This window comes from Devosia algicola, from assembly GCF_028816455.1.
In the GTDB taxonomy this organism is placed as follows: domain Bacteria; phylum Pseudomonadota; class Alphaproteobacteria; order Rhizobiales; family Devosiaceae; genus Devosia; species Devosia algicola.
In genome coordinates this window covers 1,753,353-1,770,378 of the sequence record NZ_CP118246.1, presented here as the reverse complement: position 1 = coordinate 1,770,378, position 17,026 = coordinate 1,753,353, and the positions used below count along the sequence as shown (strand labels likewise).

Here is a 17,026-nt window from a genome sequence, read left to right as displayed (position 1 = left end):
TCCAGCTGGCGACGACTATGATGCCCGTGGGCTTGCAGCTCGTAATCGTGGCGAGTGAATTGCTTACTAGGCCACCACGTCGCGCCGAAGTTCGCGAGGCGTTGTGCCATATGCCTTGCGAAAATGCTCGTAGAACTGGGTCAATGAGGTAAAGCCACACTGGTAGGCGATGTTAGCGATGGACAGGTTGCCGTCCATCATAAGGCTACGCGCCCAGATCAGGCGCATCCGAACCACGAATTTTTGTACGGAGATCTGCATGACCTTCGTAAACAGGTTGAGGGCGTAATTGGGGTGCAGGCCGACTACGGCGGCAATAGACTTGGCATCGAGCGGTTCGCCAAGATTTTCAACAATGTGCCGGACCATGGCAACGACGTAGCGCACCGGTGTGGCGGTGCGATGCCGTTCGCCCGGGGCCTCGATCCAGGCGGGTAGGAGAACTTCCCAGCCAGTGAGCGCCGCGCGGCGGAACATCGTGGCAATTTCGAGCCTTGGCAATGTCGGTGCGCAGGGCCCTGCCGCTGCGGTAGTCCTGATGCCAGCGACTAAGCATATCAAGGCTGACGGAATCGGGTTCCAAACAAATCAGGCCACCCCCCATCATGGTTTCGGGCAATCGACCGAGTTGGGGCATGAGCAGAAATACGTCCACTGGCAGATAGATGTTGATCTGTCGGCCCTGCTCGATCGCGACCTCATCCAAACGGATGGTCTGGTGGGGCAGGCCCGCCCAGAACGCCAACAACCGTTTGGTGGGCACGCTGACGCGTTGGCCGTCGAAATCATATTCCATTTCGCCTTCAGTAAGCCAGTTGAGTCTCGATATGGCCATGACGGTGTGGAGCGGCCATCAATTGAGGCGTGAACGAACGGATGCCGAAGCGACCAAACGCGCGGTTGGCACCGTAAAACCGTCGATCGGCACGTGGCGTGGGTTTTGGCGCGGCGCCAAATCGTAGCTGGCTTTCGTTTCGTCGGCTTGCGGCGTCGTTGGTCACGTTGCAACTTTCTTTAGATACCGGAATAAGTCTTTAGATAACCGGATTGCACTTTGGTGTGCAAGGCGTAACTTTTATTAAGCACGGGCCAATCCGGCCGGGAGGAAGCGCCTCATTGAACGAGCGCTTGCGGCCAGCCCGGAGCAAAGGAGGAACCATGAGTAAACACGCCATTGCCCTTGGCGGGGCAAGTCTGTTGCTAGGCGTTTCGTTGATCGCCACCCAAGCCCAGACCGTTGCGCCAACCACGCCGCCCGATCCACCGACATTCGCCGCGCAAGGCACGCCGAATTTTGTCGGGATCAGCGACATCCAGGAATTCAAGGCACTGCCAGAATATCACGAGCCTTCGTGGGTTACCGAGAAGTTTGTCGATACCGGCAAACTGCCGCCGGTTGCTGAACGCCTCCCCAAGGAGCCTTTAGTCTATAAGGCGTCCAATATGGCCGATGGTATTGGCGTCTATGGCGACGTGATGCGTCACGTTATTGGCGGGCGTCCAGAAGGCTGGAACTATTCAGCTGGTCAATCGCAAGGTTGGGGCGGTATTGATATCGGTCTTTCGGAATGTCTGACCCGAACTGGCCCGCTGTTTGAGGTCAAGGCAGACGAACTGGCACCAATGCCGAATCTAGCCAAGAGCTGGGATTGGTCCGAGGATGGTCATGAGTTGACCATGCACCTGATCGAGGGGGCTAAATGGTCTGACGGCGAACCATTCACCTCTGACGATGTGATGTTTTATTGGAACGACGAAGTTCTGGACCCCAATGTCACCCCGCTGAACGGCGCAACGCCTGAAACCTTTGGTGAAGGCACTACGCTCGAAGCACTTGATGACTACACCATCAAATGGACATTCAAGGACGTTCGGCCTGAACAATATCTGTATCAGATGGCCTATGGCACCTTCTGTCCAGGACCGGCTCACCTGCTCAAGCCCCAACATCCAAAATATTCCGACAACACCTATGAGCAGTTCAAGAACGCGTTCCCGCCCGAATATATGAGCATGCCGACGATGGGTGCCTGGGCGCCGGTAACATATCGGCCCGACGATATCATCGTCTTGCGCCGCAATCCCTATTACTGGAAGGTTGACGATCAGGGCAATCAATTACCCTATCTTGACGAACTGGAATATCGCCTTTCGACTTGGGCAGACCGCGACGTACAGGCGGTCGCAGGTACGGGCGATTTCTCCAATCTCGAGCAGGCAGAAAGCTATGTCGAAGCGCTCAAGCGTTCGGCAGACCCGTCCGCGCCGGCTCGTCTGGCATTTGGTGCGCGCACCATCGGCTATACGCTCTATCCAAATCTCTCGGCCAATGGCTGGGGTGAGCCGGATGAGCGAGGTCAAGCCGTTCGTGAGTTGAATCGAAATCTTGATTTCCGTCAGGCCGTGACCTCCGCCATTGATCGGCAGTCATTGGGTGAAGCGCTGGTCAAGGGGCCATTTACCGCGATCTATCCCGGTGGGCTTTATGCCGGCACCACCTACTATGACAAGGATTCGACGGTCTATTATCCGTTCTCGCTGGAAACTGCCAAAGAACATCTGAAGGCCGCCGGTCTTGAGGACACTGATGGCAATGGTTTAGTCAACTTCCCTGCCGGCACAGCTGGTGGTGGTGACGTCGAAATCACACTTCTTGCTAACTCGGACTATGCGACTGATAAAAACCTCGTCGAAGGCGTGGTGGCACAGATGGAACGGCTTGGTCTTCGGGTCATTCCCAACACCTTGGCTGGTACGCAGCGCGATGCGACGGAACAGTCGGGCAAGTTTGACTGGACGATCCGACGCAATCAGTCCGAATTGATCACTGTGGTCAAGAACACGGTGGCACTGGCGCCGACGGGCCCGCGTATCAGCTGGCATCACCGTGCCGGTGCGGATGACACGCTCGACCTGCTGCCATGGGAGCAGGAGATGGTTGATGTGGTGAATAAGTTCATCGCGACGAACGATTCGGAAGAGCGGATCGGGCTGATGAAGCAGTATCAGAAGCTTTACACCGAGAACGTCAATGGCATCGGGCTTACCCAATATCCGGGCGCGTTGATCATCAACAAGCGTTTCGCCAATATTCCGGCGGGCACTCCAATCTTCATGTTCAACTGGGCCGAAGACAATATCATCCGCGAGCGGGTTTTTGTGCCTAAGGACAAGCAGTCCGATTTTGAACTGTTCCCACAGACACTACCGGGTGCACCTGGAATTGGTAACGGACCGGTCAGCTAACCGCTGCAGTCAAATGATCCTCGGCGGGGGCGTTGCCCCCGCCTTCAAAAATCGAAACAAGGCCTGACAGCAGATGGTACGTTTTCTCATCTCGCGCATACTCTCAGCTATTCCGATATTGTTTGTTTTGAGCATTGTGACATTTGCCGTGATCCAGGCACCGCCAGGCGATTATGGCGACTACATTCGCTCAATGCTGATGAACCAGGGCGGTGCCACTGCAGAACAGGCCGAAGCGCAGGCTGAGGCGTACCGTGAGGCCAACGGTCTCAATGACCCGCTGCCTGTCCAATATGTGAACTGGATGGTGGGCATTGTAACCCGGTTCGATTTCGGACAATCGCTCTATTTCAACAAGCCGGTGGGCGATGTAGTGGCCGAGCGATTGCCACGCACCATTTATTTGGCACTAACCTGTCATCTCCTGGCATCAATCATTGGCATTACACTGGGTGTTGTAGCGGCGACGCGGCAATATTCCTGGGTCGATACCCTGTTTGGGTTCATCTCGTTTCTGGGCATGACCATCCCTCGATTTCTGCTGGCGATCATCATTTTGTATGTTCTGGTCTTCCGAATAGGGGTTCAGGAAATTGGCAGTTTCAATTCGGTGCGCTTTGGCGGACAGCCTTGGTCCTGGGCCAAGTTTGTTGACCTGCTGCATCATATCTGGCCGGTGATCTTCATCGCCACCTTTGGCGGCCTAGCCTACAATATGCGGGTGATGCGTGCCAATCTACTCGATGTGCTCAACGCTCAATATGTCGAAACCGCACGCGCCAAGGGTCTGCCCGAAAGTGCCGTCATTCTCAAGCACGCCGTGCCTAATGCCCTACATCCGCTGATCGCTTATCAGGGGGTGGTGCTGCCTTACATGCTGACCGGCGAAATCGAAGTGGCCATTGTCTTTGGTCTGGCCACCGTCGGTCCCGCGATCGTAGGCTCTATGGCGGTGGGTGACGTTTGGGTTACTGCGACCTTCGTTCTGGTCCTTGCCACGACGCTGATCATTGGCAACATCATTGCGGACCTGTTGTTAGCCGTCGTCGATCCGCGGGTAAGAATTGGGGGGAACACTGCCCATGAGTAAAGATCACATCGGTTCCTCGATTCCGCTGCCGCCTGATGTGGGAGGGCCTGTGCCAACTGCGGCCGAGGACGTCCACGAAACTGATGCAGTAGGCAGTTCCGGTCGGTTTGCGCTCGGCAATGAAGGCTACATGACACTGGTATGGCGGCGCTTTCGACGCTCCGTAATGGGCATGATTGGCCTGGTTCTGGTCGGATCCTTATTGTTTATTTCGGTTTTTGCCGACTTCTTCGCGCCAATGGACCCAAAGCTACCCGATATTGGATTTGCGCCACCCGATTCTGATCACCTTCTTCGCGCCAGATGGCGGATTTTCGGTGTTTCCGTATGTATATCCAATTGTTGAGACAGGCGAATTTGATCCAATCACGTTCCAGCCGCTGACGGGTCCGGATCTTGCCAATCCGACCCAGCTGGGTTTTTTCGTCAAGGGATTTCGCTATCACGCGCTTTGGTTTATTCCCTCCAATATTCACTTTTTCGGCGCGGTTGACGGTCGACCGTTCCATCTGTTGGGTACCGACAAGTTTGGACGGGACATCCTGTCGCGCGGTATAATAGGATCCCGCATTTCGTTGATGATTGCCCTGATTGTGGTGACGTTGACGACCACCGTTGGCACCATGGTGGGGATCACCTCAGGCTATCTGGGCGGGCGGATAGATGCGTGGACGCAACGGTTTGTTGAACTGGTACTAGCCTTTCCGCATTTGCCGCTCTATCTGGCGCTGACCACGCTGATACCGGTGACCGCGCCCTCCAATGTGTTCCTGGCTTTTGTCATCGGGGTGATGGCTGTATTGGGCTGGGCGCAGTTGAGCCGGGAGGTGCGCTCGAAAACCCTGTCGTTGGCGCGGATCGAATATGTGCGCGCAGCGATTGCCGTTGGGTCTAGCGACCTGCGTATTATTACCCGTCACATCCTGCCCAATGTGCTAAGCCATGTTATTGTTGCGGTAACGTTGGCAGTACCTTCCGTGGTGCTGCTAGAGAGTTTTCTAGGGTTTCTGGGCTTTGCGGTTAAGCCACCGCTGATCTCATGGGGACTGATGCTTCAGGACACCGGGACATTCTCGGTGATCGGGTCCTACCCCTGGATATTGACGCCAGTCGTTTTCGTGCTGATCACCGTGTTTGCGTTCAACGCATTGGGCGACGGTTTGCGCGATGCCATTGACCCCTATTGAGCAGGAGTCCAAGCCATGTCACCAACGCCATTTGCTCCCGAAGAGCGCCTCGACCTTGGCGAACACGGTCGTGAGTTGATCCTTGATGCGCGCCATGTGGCGGTGGATTTCAAGGTTGAGGGTGGAATTGTCCACGCTGTACGAGATGTCTCGTTTCAGCTGCACAAGGGAGAAACCATCGCGCTGGTAGGCGAGAGTGGTTCGGGCAAATCCGTAACGGCGCGCACGCTGATGAAATTGTTGACGAAGCGTGCAACGATTGCGCCTCAGACCAAGGTCACGCTCAGCGGCAAAGACATTGTGGCAATGAGCGACAAGGCCATGCGCAAGCTGCGTGGCAATGATCTATCGATGATCTTTCAAGAGCCTATGAGTTCGCTCAATCCGGTATATACGATTGGTCAGCAGCTTTGCGAGATTTTGCATCTACACAACAAGATCAGCCGCAAGGAAGCCATGGAGCGAGCCGAGGCTCTGCTTGAGGAGGTCCAGATTCCCGAGCCGGGCGCGCGGCTGCGGCAATATCCACACCAGATGTCAGGCGGGCAGCGTCAGCGTGTGATGATTGCCATGGCGCTGGCCAATCGACCGGATGTTCTCATTGCCGACGAGCCAACGACGGCGCTCGATGTGACGGTTCAGGCGCAGATCCTCAATCTGATCAAGGATCTCAAATCCAAATATGGCATGGCAGTGATCCTGATCACCCATGATCTGACCATCGTCCGGCAGTTTTCCGACTACGTTTATGTCATGCAAAATGGTGCGGTGCAGGAGCACAATGCGACCGAGACACTGTTTGAAAATCCGCAGCATTCCTACACACGGCACCTGCTGGCGTCCGAGCCCAAGGGGGTCGCCAATCCTCTCGGTGATATGCGCGAGACGATGCTAGAGGGCAAGGACGTCAAGGTTTCCTTCACGCTCAAGCGCGGCGGGTTCTTCAAGCCCGACTTTTTCGAACTTGTAGCCGTTGATAGACTGAGCCTCAAATTGCAGCGCCACGAAACGCTTGGCATTGTAGGCGAAAGCGGGTCGGGAAAGACCACGTTCGGGCAGGCGATGATCCGGCTGATTTCCAATCAGGGTGGCGAAATATATTTTGACGGGGAACCGATCCACAACAGGAACCGCCAAGGCATGCGACCGCTACGCAGCCGGATGCAGATCGTGTTTCAGGACCCGTTTGCGTCGCTCAATCCGCGCATGTCGATCCGGCAGATCATCGAAGAGGGCCTGATCGTCAACAATATTGGTGCCAATGGGCGCGAGCGACTGGATCGGGTGCGACAAGCGCTTGAGGACTCAGGATTGCCGAGCACGATATTGCAGCGCTTTCCGCATGAATTTTCTGGCGGGCAACGCCAGCGCATCGCCATCGCCCGCGCGGTTGCGATGGAGCCGGAGTTCATCCTGCTTGACGAACCTACTTCTGCACTTGATCTGTCGGTGCAGGCACAGATTATCGACCTGTTGCGCAAACTTCAGGACGAAAAAGGCCTCAGCTATCTGTTCATTTCGCATGACCTCAAGGTGGTGCGGGCACTGTGTCACCGAGTGCTGGTGATGCAGAACGGCAAGATCGTCGAGCAGGGGCCGGTCAACGAGGTTCTGGTCAATCCCCAGACCGACTATACGGCGCGTCTGGTGCGCGCTGCATTTGAAATTGCTGCATAGCATTTTGGAGAGTTTTCCATGTCACAGCCTAAACTAACCGTTATCGGCGCCGGCTCGGCCGTCTTCATGAAAAATATCGTTGGCGATATTTTGCAGCGCCCGGCGCTCAAGGGTACACATGTGTCCCTGATGGACATCAATCCGGTTCGGCTTGCCGAGAGTGAAACCATCGTGCGTAAGATGATTTCAACCCTTGATGTGCCGGCAACGGTTTCGACCCATTCCAATCAGCGCGAAGCACTAGATGGTGCCCATTTCGTTCTGGTCTGTTTCCAGATCGGTGGGTTCAAGCCCTCGACCATGGTCGATTTCGACGTGCCCAAAAAGTACAAGCTCAACCACACAATTGCAGATACGCTGGGCGTTGGCGGTATCATGCGCGGCCTACGCACGGTGCCGCATCTATGGAGCATCTGCGAGGACATGCTGCAAGTCTGCCCGGATGCCACCATGCTGCAATATGTTAATCCGATGGCGATCAACACATGGGCGATTGCTGAAAAATATCCAACGATCAAACAGGTCGGCCTCTGCCACTCGGTGCAGGGGACGGCCATGGAACTGGCCCATGATCTGGATATACCCTATAGCGAAATCCGCTATCGCTCCGCGGGTATCAACCATATGGCGTTTTACCTGAAATTCGAGCATCGCCAACCCGATGGCTCCTACCGTGATCTCTATCCGGATCTGCTCAGGGGGTATCGCGAAGGCCGCTTTCCCAAAGCTAGCTCGAATCCGCGCTGCCCCAACAAGGTGCGCTATGAGATGCTGACGCGTCTTGGCTACTTTGTCACCGAAAGTTCGGAACATTTTGCCGAGTACACGCCCTATTTCATCAAGGAGGGGCGCGAGGACATCATAGAAAAATTCGGTATTCCGCTGGACGAATATCCGCGCCGGTGCGTTGAACAGATCGCCAAATGGGAAAAACTCTACGGCGACTATTCCAAGGCGGACCGGATCGAGGTGGCTCAATCCAAGGAATATGCATCCGAAATTGCCAACGCTATCTGGACCGGCGAGCCAACGGTTATTTATGGGAATGTCGTCAACAAGGGCGTGATCACCTCGCTGCCGAGCAATGCCGCAGTGGAGGTTCCTTGCCTGGTTGACCACAACGGACTGCAGCCAACCTATATCGGCGAGTTGCCGCCCCAATTGACGGCGCTGATGCGCACCAACATCAATGTGCAGGAATTGACGGTCAAGGCGATCATGACGGAGAACCGGGAGCATATTTATCACGCTGCCATGATGGATCCGCATACGGCGGCAGAACTCGATCTCGAACAGATATGGAATCTTGTTGATGATCTGATCGAGACGCACGGAACGTGGTTGCCGGACTGGACCCATGGAAAGAAAAAACAGCGCGTCGCCTGATCGAACGCTGTTTATCTTCGCTTTGAATGACCCCGATACACTGTGTCGGGGTCATTTGTTTGGTCGATCAGTTGGTGGTGTCGATCAGGTCGTAAAATGCTGAGTGCGGCAGGGCTGCGTTAGCGGCGGCGCGATATTCGCGGGTCAGACTATCGACCGTCTGGCGGGCGAAGTTGCGCAGCTTTGGCACATTGGCCATTTCCTGACGAGCTAGGTTTTGATCCAATAGCCCCAAACCGTCCAACACCGGATAATGCAACTGGGATTCAACATGCGGGAGCCCACCGAGAAACGGGGCGAAATGCTCGTGCCGAGGCATGGCGCGTTTCCAGTGCTCGAGCCGTTGCCGGGTTTCGTCGTGAATGCGATTGGCGGCAACATCGCGCCAGAACGGGGTGTCGTCGCGCTCTGTTACATAGTGCAAATTGACGAAAGTGCGGAAGTCGTCGACCTGCCGCGCGATACGAGTATTGTAGTCGGTGCGATGGGCTTGGGTCATGGCGTCGGGGGCACGCAGAAAGTGCTGCGCAAACAACATCATTTGCACGATAGTGCCGTGAATTGATGTGGATTCGAGGGGTTCCAGAAAACTCGAACTCAGCCCGACTGCCAGGCAATTGCCGATCCAGACATTTTCAAGCCGCCCGGCGTCAATTTTGATGTCTCGGCGCACTTCGATCTCGTGACCGAGGCTGGCTTCGATTTCCGCTTTTGCATCGTCGGCGCTGATAAAATCGTCGGAAAAAACATAGCCGCAGCCATAGCGATCCTGGGTCGGGATCTTCCACATCCAGCCATTATTCTGGGCCCAGGCTAATGTATGATTGGGGATAGCCTCGTCTTTCGGGATTGGCAGCCAGAACGGCAACGCCCGGTTGACGGGCAGGGCATCGCCGAAACCTATCCATTGCGCCTGCATTTCCTTGAGGATCAAGCGTTTGCGAAAGCCGGTGGCATCAATAAAAAAGTCGCCTTCCAGGCTTTGGCCATTGTCCAATTCCAGCGAAACAATATCGCCGGTTTCGGGGTTGCGCGATATTTCGGTGACAATGGCGTCGGCCATCTCAATGCCTTTGGCTTGCCGCTTGAGATATTGGCCAACCAGTGCCTGATCGAACTGATAGGCATAGTGAAAAGGACCCAACGCAATCAGCGAGCCATCGGGCTTTGGCGCATAGGGGGCCTTGTTGGCCCGCAGCAAATGCTCGAACAAATGGGTGTCCTGAACCGGACGACCGGCGGCAACGCTAAAAACATTGAGATAGTCCGATGGAGAACCTTCGGGCGCTGCTACGACCTGATGCGGATCGTCTATGGGGCCAAAATAGCTATGGCCCTTGCGGCGCCAGTCCTGATGACGAATACCGAGCCTTGATCGTGGCCCGCGTTTCGCGCAGGAAGGCGAACTCATCGAGCCTTGAAATGCTTGAGGAAAATGCGGAAGGCGGCGGTGGTAGACTCGCCGACGCCAACAGTAGGAATTTTCGAGGATCTCGACCACCGAGAAGCGCGCGTTGAGTTTTTGCCGCGTGGCGGTATCTTGCAGGATGAACGCCGCCAACCAGCCAGCGGTGCCGCCACCAACGATTATGAAATGACTCGGTTTTTCCATGCGTTAGGCACTCCATAGCGCACTTTAAGGGCAAGTGAGGCGCCCCACAAGGGGCGCCAGCGTGGAGCCGGGAATTTGACGAAACTAGTGGTGACCGCCGGTTACCTCGCGCAATTCCTCAACCGAGCGCACCCGCTTGCGCGCGGCACCCTGCCAGTCACTGGTTTTTACCGTGGCATTGGCCAGTCGAGCTTTGGCCGCTGGCACAGCGTCGGCATATTGGGGCAGCCACTGGGCCTGCGTAACCACCAATTCATCAACCATTTGCCAGACTTCGTCCGGGGTGCAGATGGCACCAACCAGTGGGTCGTGCAGAACCGCAAGTTTGAGCAGGTCGATATCGCCAGTCATCGCCGCTTCCACTGACATGCGCTGCACCGAGATCGACGCTGAACAGGTCGCAGCACAGGCCAGCGGCAGGGTTATACCTTCGACCATGTTGAGGCCGAAACGATCAACGAAGCCGGGACTTTCTATGATGGCGTCGTCAGGCAGGTTGGTAATGATGCCATTATTGCGAACGTTGAAATGGCCACGGTAGGTACGACCGAGTTCCATAGCCTCGACAATATAGGAGGCGTGTTCACTGGTACGCTTGTGCTCGCTCAGCGGTTTGGCGGCCTGTTCGAGGAACATTGGAAAGTCGGTTTCAAACCAATTGCGCCGCTCGGTGGAGTAGCGCAGATAGCCGCCGGTCTCGCCATGGATCCATGAAGACATGTCGATCCATTTGTTTATTTCCTCTGGGCGCTTGCGGTACCAAGGCAAATATTCGGAAAGATGGCCGTTGCTTTCGGTCGAATAGACGCCAAAGCGCTTGAGCACATCGATGCGCACCTTTTCCTGCTTGGAGTATGTAGGATGGGCCTCAAAAGCGGCAACCAGCTCGTCTTTTTCGATCTTGCGACCGTTGGCGCGGATGTCGATGTACCAGGTCTGATGGTTGATGCCTGAGCATACATAATCCAGTTCGCTGTCTTCGACACCCAAGGCACGGGCGATCTGGTCAGCACCGTGCTGAACGCCATGACACAGGCCAATGGTCTGAACGCCGCCATAGGCATTGGCGGCCCAGGTGTTCATGGCCATGGGATTGGCATAGTTGAGGAAAACCGCGCCAGGCTCGGCCACTTCCCGGATGTCTTTGCAAAAGTCGAGGATCGCCGGGATGTTGCGCTGGCCGTACAGAATGCCGCCGGCACACAGCGTATCGCCAACACATTGATCAACGCCATACTTGAGCGGTACCGATATGTCGGACGCAAAGGCTTCCAAGCCGCCGACGCGTACGCAGGCTCATGATGTAGCGTGCGCCGGTCAGCGCCTCCCGCCGGTCCGTTGTGGCGGTCACTTTGGCCGACAGCTGGTTAACGTCGATGATCTTGGCGATGATCTGCCGGATCATATCCAAATTGTGCGGGTTGATGTCAGTCAAGGCGAATTCAACGGTGCCAAATTCGGGCACTTTTAGCAGGTCTGAAATAAGGGTTTTCGTAAAGCCGACCGAACCGGCTCCAATAATGGCAACCTTGAACGACATGGTAATCCTCCGATCTGCGGGCCGTGCCCCGATATTGCTACTCCATGTGTAGCCGAGCGTAGCGAATTGCTGTAGAGAAAGGTCGTGCTAAGGAGGGTAATATTGTGCTCAAAGACCTGATTGAGTATGGCCACTCGGTGCGCTCGGTGGACGCACCAATTGGAGAATTGAGCCTGCATTGCATGGTGCGCCATGCCGGGTACGAGCAGCGCATGAACGAGGTTTATTCATGGGACGGAATGAAGAGGGGCAACGCCCCGTTTCTCGTCATTCAGCACACACTCGCTGGTCGAGGGCATCTGGACTATTCAGGCGTGCGATATTTGCTCGTACCCGGGCAGACGATGGTGCTGACCTTTCCTCATGCCAACCGATATTGGCTGGAGCAGGGGGAAAGCTGGGACTATTTCTGGTTGCTGCTGAACGGCCGTGAGGCTCTTAGGCTGGCCCATGGGGTGATTGACCGCTCGGGTCCCGTCCTTGAGATGGGTGGCGACGCAATCGACCGTATGGCGGCTGCTTGTCTCGGCATTATCAAAAATGAGGACTGCCAATCGGGGGAGGCATCGGCGGCGGCCTATGCGGCGGTCATGGCGCTTCATGACGGCATGCTGGCGGGACGTCATGCGTCGACGCAGGCGTTACCGCCCGCCGTCGCGCGGGTCAAAGCCTATATCGACGCCAATCTGGGGACGATACTGGATGTCGACAGAATGGCCCGTATCGCCGGCATGAGCCGGTGGCATTTCGCGCGGCAATTTTCGGCATCGGTGGGGGTGGCGCCATCGCGCTATCTGTTTCGTGCTCGGATAGAGCGCGCCAGTCGGTTGCTGCTGGCGACCGATATGAGCATTGGCGCGATTGCAACGGCCTGTGGTTTCGCCAATGGTAATTATCTGGCCAAGTCGTTTCGGCGGATAAATGGTATGGCGCCGATGCAATATCGGGCAGCCCATCGCGACGCCGCACTGGGCAATTAGGGTGGCGCGCCAGGCGCGACACCCCAACTCATGATCAGTCTTCGCGATAGATGTTGAGAGGCCCGAACGCCTGTGTCGTTGCCATCATCTGCAAGCGGTTGACGTTGAAATGGCGCGGCAGGATGGTCGTCCAGAAGATCGATTCTGCGATATCGTCGGCGTTCATGGCGACGGTATTAACGTAGGGCTTGCCGGCCCGGTCAGCGTCGCCCTTGAAACGCACCAGGGAAAATTCGGTTTCGGTCAGCCCAGGCTCGATATTGGTGACACGTACATTCTTGCCTTGCAGATCGGCTCGCAGATTGAGCGCGAACTGTTTGACAAAGGCTTTGGACGCGCCATAGACGCCACTGCCGGGATAGGAATAATCACCCGCCACGGAACCAATGGTGACGACATGGCCGCCGCCGCGTTCGATCATGCCGGGCAAGAGTGCCCGAACGGTGTAGAGAAGACCATTTATATTTGTGGCCACCATAGTGTCCCAGTCGTCCTCGTCGGCTTCGAAGGCAGGTTGAAGCCCGAGGGCCAGACCCGCATTGGCCAGAACAACATTAATGTTGGCGAAGGGGGCGGGAACGGCGGCAATTGCCGCCTTGAGCGCGGCGCGATCCTGAACGTCGAGGGTGATGATGTGGCATTTGTCGGCGCCCAGTTCCGCCTTCAAGTCCTCAAGTCGCTCGGTACGGCGACCGGTAGCGATGATCTTTGCTCCCTCTGCAACATAGCGGCGCGCTGCGGCTGCGCCAAAGCCGGATGTGGCACCGGTGATAAAAACCGTCAGTTCGGCGGGGTCGAGCATTTTGTACATGAGTGGGCTCCGATATAATAATTCAGTTGCCGGTTAGCATGGCGCACCGGTCGATGGCAAAAAAACTGCACCATTGGTTGACTCATGGACCTATCAACATTGCGAAAATGAAAGGCAACCTTACCAAAATCTAACAAGACCCAGCGCGGCGGTACGGCTATATTTCCGGCTCACTCTAAGGGATTGGGCCTTGAAGACAGTTGCTCGAGTATTGGTATTGCTGGTGGTGGTTGGTGGAGCAGGCGCGGCCTGGTGGTGGAGCTTTGAAAAACCACAGGCAGCGGTGGTGCCGCAAACCGTGGAGGTGACGCGCGGCCGGATTGAAAGCACGGTGCTCGCCTCTGGTGTGTTGGAAGCTAATTCACTGGTCAGTGTCGGTGCTGAGGTCTCAGGGCGCATCGAAAGCCTTGACGTCAATTTGGGCCAGGAAATCGCCAAGGGCGATCTGATCGCCACCATCGACTCCCTTAATCAGGAAAATGCGGTCAAGGCGGCGGAGGCGGCGCTCAAACAGATCAATGCGCAAAAGCGCGTGCAGCAGGCTAACCTGTCACAGGCCGAAACCGCCCTGACGCGGGCGAACCAGATGTATGAGAAAAACCTGATTGCCCAAACCGAGTTAGAGACCGCCAAGGCAGCAGTGGAAACGGGCAAGGCGCAGATTGACGGGTTGGACGCCCAGATCACCCAGGCCACGCTGGCGGTCGAGTCGGCGCAACTCAATTTGAGCCGTACAAAGATTGTGGCACCGGGCGCCGGTACGGTAGTGGCTGTGCTTGTGGAAGAGGGGCAGACGGTCAATGCATCGTCGGCAACGCCGACTATTGTCAAGATTGCCGATCTCGACACCATGGTGATAAAGGCCGAAATTTCGGAGGCCGATGTCACAAGGGTGCAGCCGGGGCAGCAGGTCTATTTCACCATTTTGGGTGAGCCTGACAACAAGATTGATGCGACGCTGCGCGAAATCGAACCGGCGCCTACTTCAATCAAAACCGATGGTAGCGCTAGCGATACTGCGATTTATTATAACGGGTTGTTCGAAGTGCCTAATCCCGATCACAAGTTGCGCATTTCAATGACCGCGCAGGTCACGATCGTCTTGGCAGCCGCTGACAATGCGCTGCTGGTGCCCAGTTCGGTGCTGCGGCAGGGTGCCAAAGGTCGCCAGACGGTGATGATTTACGATCCGACCAGCGAAGAGCGTCGCCCGGTCCCGGTAAAGGTTGGCATAAACAATAATATCCGAGCGGAAATTACCGAGGGGCTCTCGGAAGGCGAGCAAATTATCCAGAGCGGGCAGGGGGCGGTGCGAGGCACCGGCAGCAATGCTGCTGCTGGCAATGGGCGAGGTCTGGGTGGTCTTGGCGGCGTCGGCGGCGGTCGGCCGCGATGAGTGACCCTGTCATTTCACTCAAGGGGCTGAACCGCTGGTTCGAGACCGGCGCGGAAACCGTCACCGTGCTCAAGGATGTCGACCTTGACATTCGCGTCGGTGAAATGGTGGCGATCATTGGCCAGTCGGGCTCTGGCAAATCGACATTGATGAATATATTGGGGTGCCTGGACCGGCCGTCGGCTGGTACCTATAATTTTTCCGGACGAGAGGTCGCCCGACTCGGGCCAGACCAGTTAGCGGAATTACGTCGTGAGCATTTCGGTTTTATTTTTCAACGCTATCAGTTGCTGGCTGATCTGGATGCGGTGGAAAATGTTGAAATGCCCGCGATTTACGCGGGTGTGGAGGCGAGCGTGCGGCGGCGGCGGGCGATCGCGCTACTGACCCGACTTGGACTGGGTGAGCGACTGGACCATCGTCCTGCTGCACTATCGGGTGGTCAACAGCAACGCGTCAGCGTGGCGCGCGCCTTGATGAACGGTGGCGAGGTCATTCTGGCCGATGAACCGACCGGGGCACTGGACAGCCACTCTGGCAAGGAATTGATGGCCCTACTGGCTGAATTGCATGAAAATGGCCACACCATCATCATTGTGACGCATGACCCGCTAATTGCGGCACAATGCGACCGGATCATCGAAATTGCAGATGGTGAAATCATTGGTGACAGCCGCGATGGTCAAACGCGAGAGTTGCACACGAACGCGAGCGAGCCGATAGCGCGCAGTGCACCCTGGCGCGAGGGCTTGGACCGGGCAGGGGAAGCATTGCGCATGGCCATGCGGGCCATGATTGCCCACAAATTGCGAACGTTTCTGACCATGTTGGGGATCATTATCGGGATCGCGTCGGTGGTTTCGGTGGTGGCGCTGGGGCAGGGTAGCCAGCAGGACGTGCTGGAACGTATTTCTTCGATTGGCACCAACACGATCAATGTTTATCCAGGCAGCGGCTTTGGCGATCGCAGCTCCAACCGTATTCGAACGCTCAAAGCCAGCGATGCAGAGGCCATTGCCGAACAGGGTTTTACCGATAGCGTGTCGCCGCTGGTTAGCGCCAACGCCACGGTACTTTATCGCAATACCGCCTCGAACGCCTCTGTCACGGGGGTGAGCGAGGGCTATTTCAGGGTCAATGGACGTGAACTTGTTGAAGGGGTGCCATTGTCCGAGGCTTCGATCCGGCAACGCACCCAGGACGCGGTGATCGACGAAACGGCTCAGGCGGCGATATTTCCCGATGGGGAAGATCCGCTTGGTCAGGTTATAATGCTTGACAGGGTGCCGATGCGCGTCATCGGCGTTGTCAAAACTGTCACAGGCTTTGGCCGCGGCGGCGACAGTGCCAATATCTACGTGCCTTACACAACAGCAATGGACCGAATTTTGGGGCGGAACTATCTTAATTCCATCTCGGTCCGGGTGCGCGATGACGTCGATATGGATCAAGCGGAAACCGAACTTCAGACGTTGATGAACCGCCTTCACGGCACCGATGACTTCTTCCTACAAAATACCGCTACTATTCGCGACACCATCGAGGGGACCAGCGCCACTTTGACGCTGCTGATATCTACCATTGCAATCATCTCGCTGATGGTGGGCGGTATCGGGGTGATGAATATCATGCTGGTTTCAGTCAGCGAGCGAACCAAGGAAATCGGTATTCGCATGGCGGTCGGTGCACGGCGTGGCGACATATTGCGCCAGTTTCTGATCGAGGCAGTATTGGTCTGTTTCTTTGGGGGCGGTGCTGGCGTTGCATTGTCGTTCGGGCTGGGTGCGGCGCTTACCCAGATGGTTGCGGGCGCACGACTGGCCTATTCCACAGAGTCCATCATTCTGGCAATAGTGTCATCAAGCCTGATTGGCGTGGTGTTCGGCTTCATGCCCGCCCGCTCGGCAGCACGGCTCGACCCGGTTGAGGCCTTGGCGCGGGAATGATCCCGGTGCGCAAGTGTCGCCGATTGGCAACGAACCGCGATCACAATTGTGTTCGAGGAGACAGCCCCCTATATCTTGCCATGCGGTAGCCGTAATATAGCAACATAAAAGGCGCCTGAGGGTTTGTTGGCGAGGCGTCGGAGGAGCAGTTCCGG

The 17,026-nt window shown here is 56.3% G+C and carries 11 protein-coding genes and 2 pseudogenes; 9 read left to right on the top strand and 4 right to left on the bottom strand.

Features of this window, described 5'->3' with window-relative positions; genetic code table 11:
• Positions 1 to 66: 66 nt before the first annotated feature.
• Positions 67 to 477 carry a helix-turn-helix domain-containing protein gene (locus tag PSQ19_RS09410; RefSeq protein ID WP_282220566.1) on the bottom strand — a complete coding sequence of 137 codons (411 nt, stop codon included), beginning with the start codon at positions 475 to 477 and terminating at the stop codon, positions 67 to 69.
• 1 nt (position 478) lies between these two features.
• Between PSQ19_RS09410 and PSQ19_RS09405 the strand changes: the two genes are divergently transcribed.
• The 6 genes and pseudogenes from PSQ19_RS09405 to melA (PSQ19_RS09380) all read left to right on the top strand — a co-directional run bounded on the left by PSQ19_RS09405 (position 479) and on the right by melA (PSQ19_RS09380) (position 8,586).
• On the top strand, positions 479 to 868 hold the full coding sequence (locus PSQ19_RS09405) for a hypothetical protein (protein WP_282220565.1): 390 nt from the start codon (positions 479 to 481) through the stop codon (positions 866 to 868).
• A 290-nt stretch (positions 869 to 1,158) separates the two neighbouring features.
• Positions 1,159 to 3,246 (top strand): ABC transporter substrate-binding protein, encoded by a 2,088-nt coding sequence (locus PSQ19_RS09400; protein WP_282220564.1) that lies wholly within the window; start codon positions 1,159 to 1,161, stop codon positions 3,244 to 3,246.
• Between the two features lie 73 nt (positions 3,247 to 3,319).
• A complete protein-coding gene (locus PSQ19_RS09395; protein ID WP_282220563.1) occupies positions 3,320 to 4,336 on the top strand; it encodes an ABC transporter permease in 1,017 nt (338 codons plus the stop codon).
• A gap of 49 nt (positions 4,337 to 4,385) precedes the next feature.
• Positions 4,386 to 5,523 (top strand): annotated as a pseudogene (locus tag PSQ19_RS09390) (ABC transporter permease).
• A 15-nt stretch (positions 5,524 to 5,538) separates the two neighbouring features.
• Positions 5,539 to 7,200, top strand: a complete 1,662-nt coding sequence (locus PSQ19_RS09385; protein WP_282220562.1) for an ABC transporter ATP-binding protein — start codon at positions 5,539 to 5,541, stop codon at positions 7,198 to 7,200.
• Between the two features lie 18 nt (positions 7,201 to 7,218).
• Positions 7,219 to 8,586 carry an alpha-glucosidase/alpha-galactosidase gene (gene melA / locus PSQ19_RS09380; RefSeq protein WP_282220561.1) on the top strand — a complete coding sequence of 456 codons (1,368 nt, stop codon included), beginning with the start codon at positions 7,219 to 7,221 and terminating at the stop codon, positions 8,584 to 8,586.
• Positions 8,587 to 8,653: 67 nt separating this feature from the next.
• Here melA (PSQ19_RS09380) and PSQ19_RS09375 read toward each other — a convergent pair whose 3' ends face one another.
• Both PSQ19_RS09375 and melA (PSQ19_RS09370) read right to left on the bottom strand, forming a co-directional pair.
• Positions 8,654 to 10,198, bottom strand: coding sequence for a tryptophan 7-halogenase (locus PSQ19_RS09375; RefSeq protein ID WP_282220560.1), 1,545 nt, complete (start codon positions 10,196 to 10,198; stop codon positions 8,654 to 8,656).
• Between the two features lie 84 nt (positions 10,199 to 10,282).
• Positions 10,283 to 11,738, bottom strand: a pseudogene (gene melA / locus PSQ19_RS09370) (alpha-galactosidase).
• 104 nt (positions 11,739 to 11,842) lie between these two features.
• Here melA (PSQ19_RS09370) and PSQ19_RS09365 point away from each other — a divergent pair.
• Entirely contained in the window at positions 11,843 to 12,718 is an 876-nt protein-coding gene (locus tag PSQ19_RS09365) for an AraC family transcriptional regulator (RefSeq protein ID WP_282220559.1), read from the top strand.
• Positions 12,719 to 12,752: 34 nt separating this feature from the next.
• On the opposite strand, the gene PSQ19_RS09360 is transcribed toward PSQ19_RS09365, so the two are convergent.
• Positions 12,753 to 13,529 (bottom strand): SDR family NAD(P)-dependent oxidoreductase, encoded by a 777-nt coding sequence (locus PSQ19_RS09360; RefSeq protein WP_282220558.1) that lies wholly within the window; start codon positions 13,527 to 13,529, stop codon positions 12,753 to 12,755.
• A 190-nt stretch (positions 13,530 to 13,719) separates the two neighbouring features.
• Between PSQ19_RS09360 and PSQ19_RS09355 the strand changes: the two genes are divergently transcribed.
• On the top strand, positions 13,720 to 14,925 hold the full coding sequence (locus PSQ19_RS09355; protein WP_282220557.1) for an efflux RND transporter periplasmic adaptor subunit: 1,206 nt from the start codon (positions 13,720 to 13,722) through the stop codon (positions 14,923 to 14,925).
• Positions 14,922 to 16,871, top strand: a complete 1,950-nt coding sequence (locus PSQ19_RS09350; RefSeq protein WP_282220556.1) for a MacB family efflux pump subunit — start codon at positions 14,922 to 14,924, stop codon at positions 16,869 to 16,871. Before PSQ19_RS09355 ends, PSQ19_RS09350 begins: the two co-directional genes overlap by 4 nt.
• Positions 16,872 to 17,026: the final 155 nt, after the last annotated feature.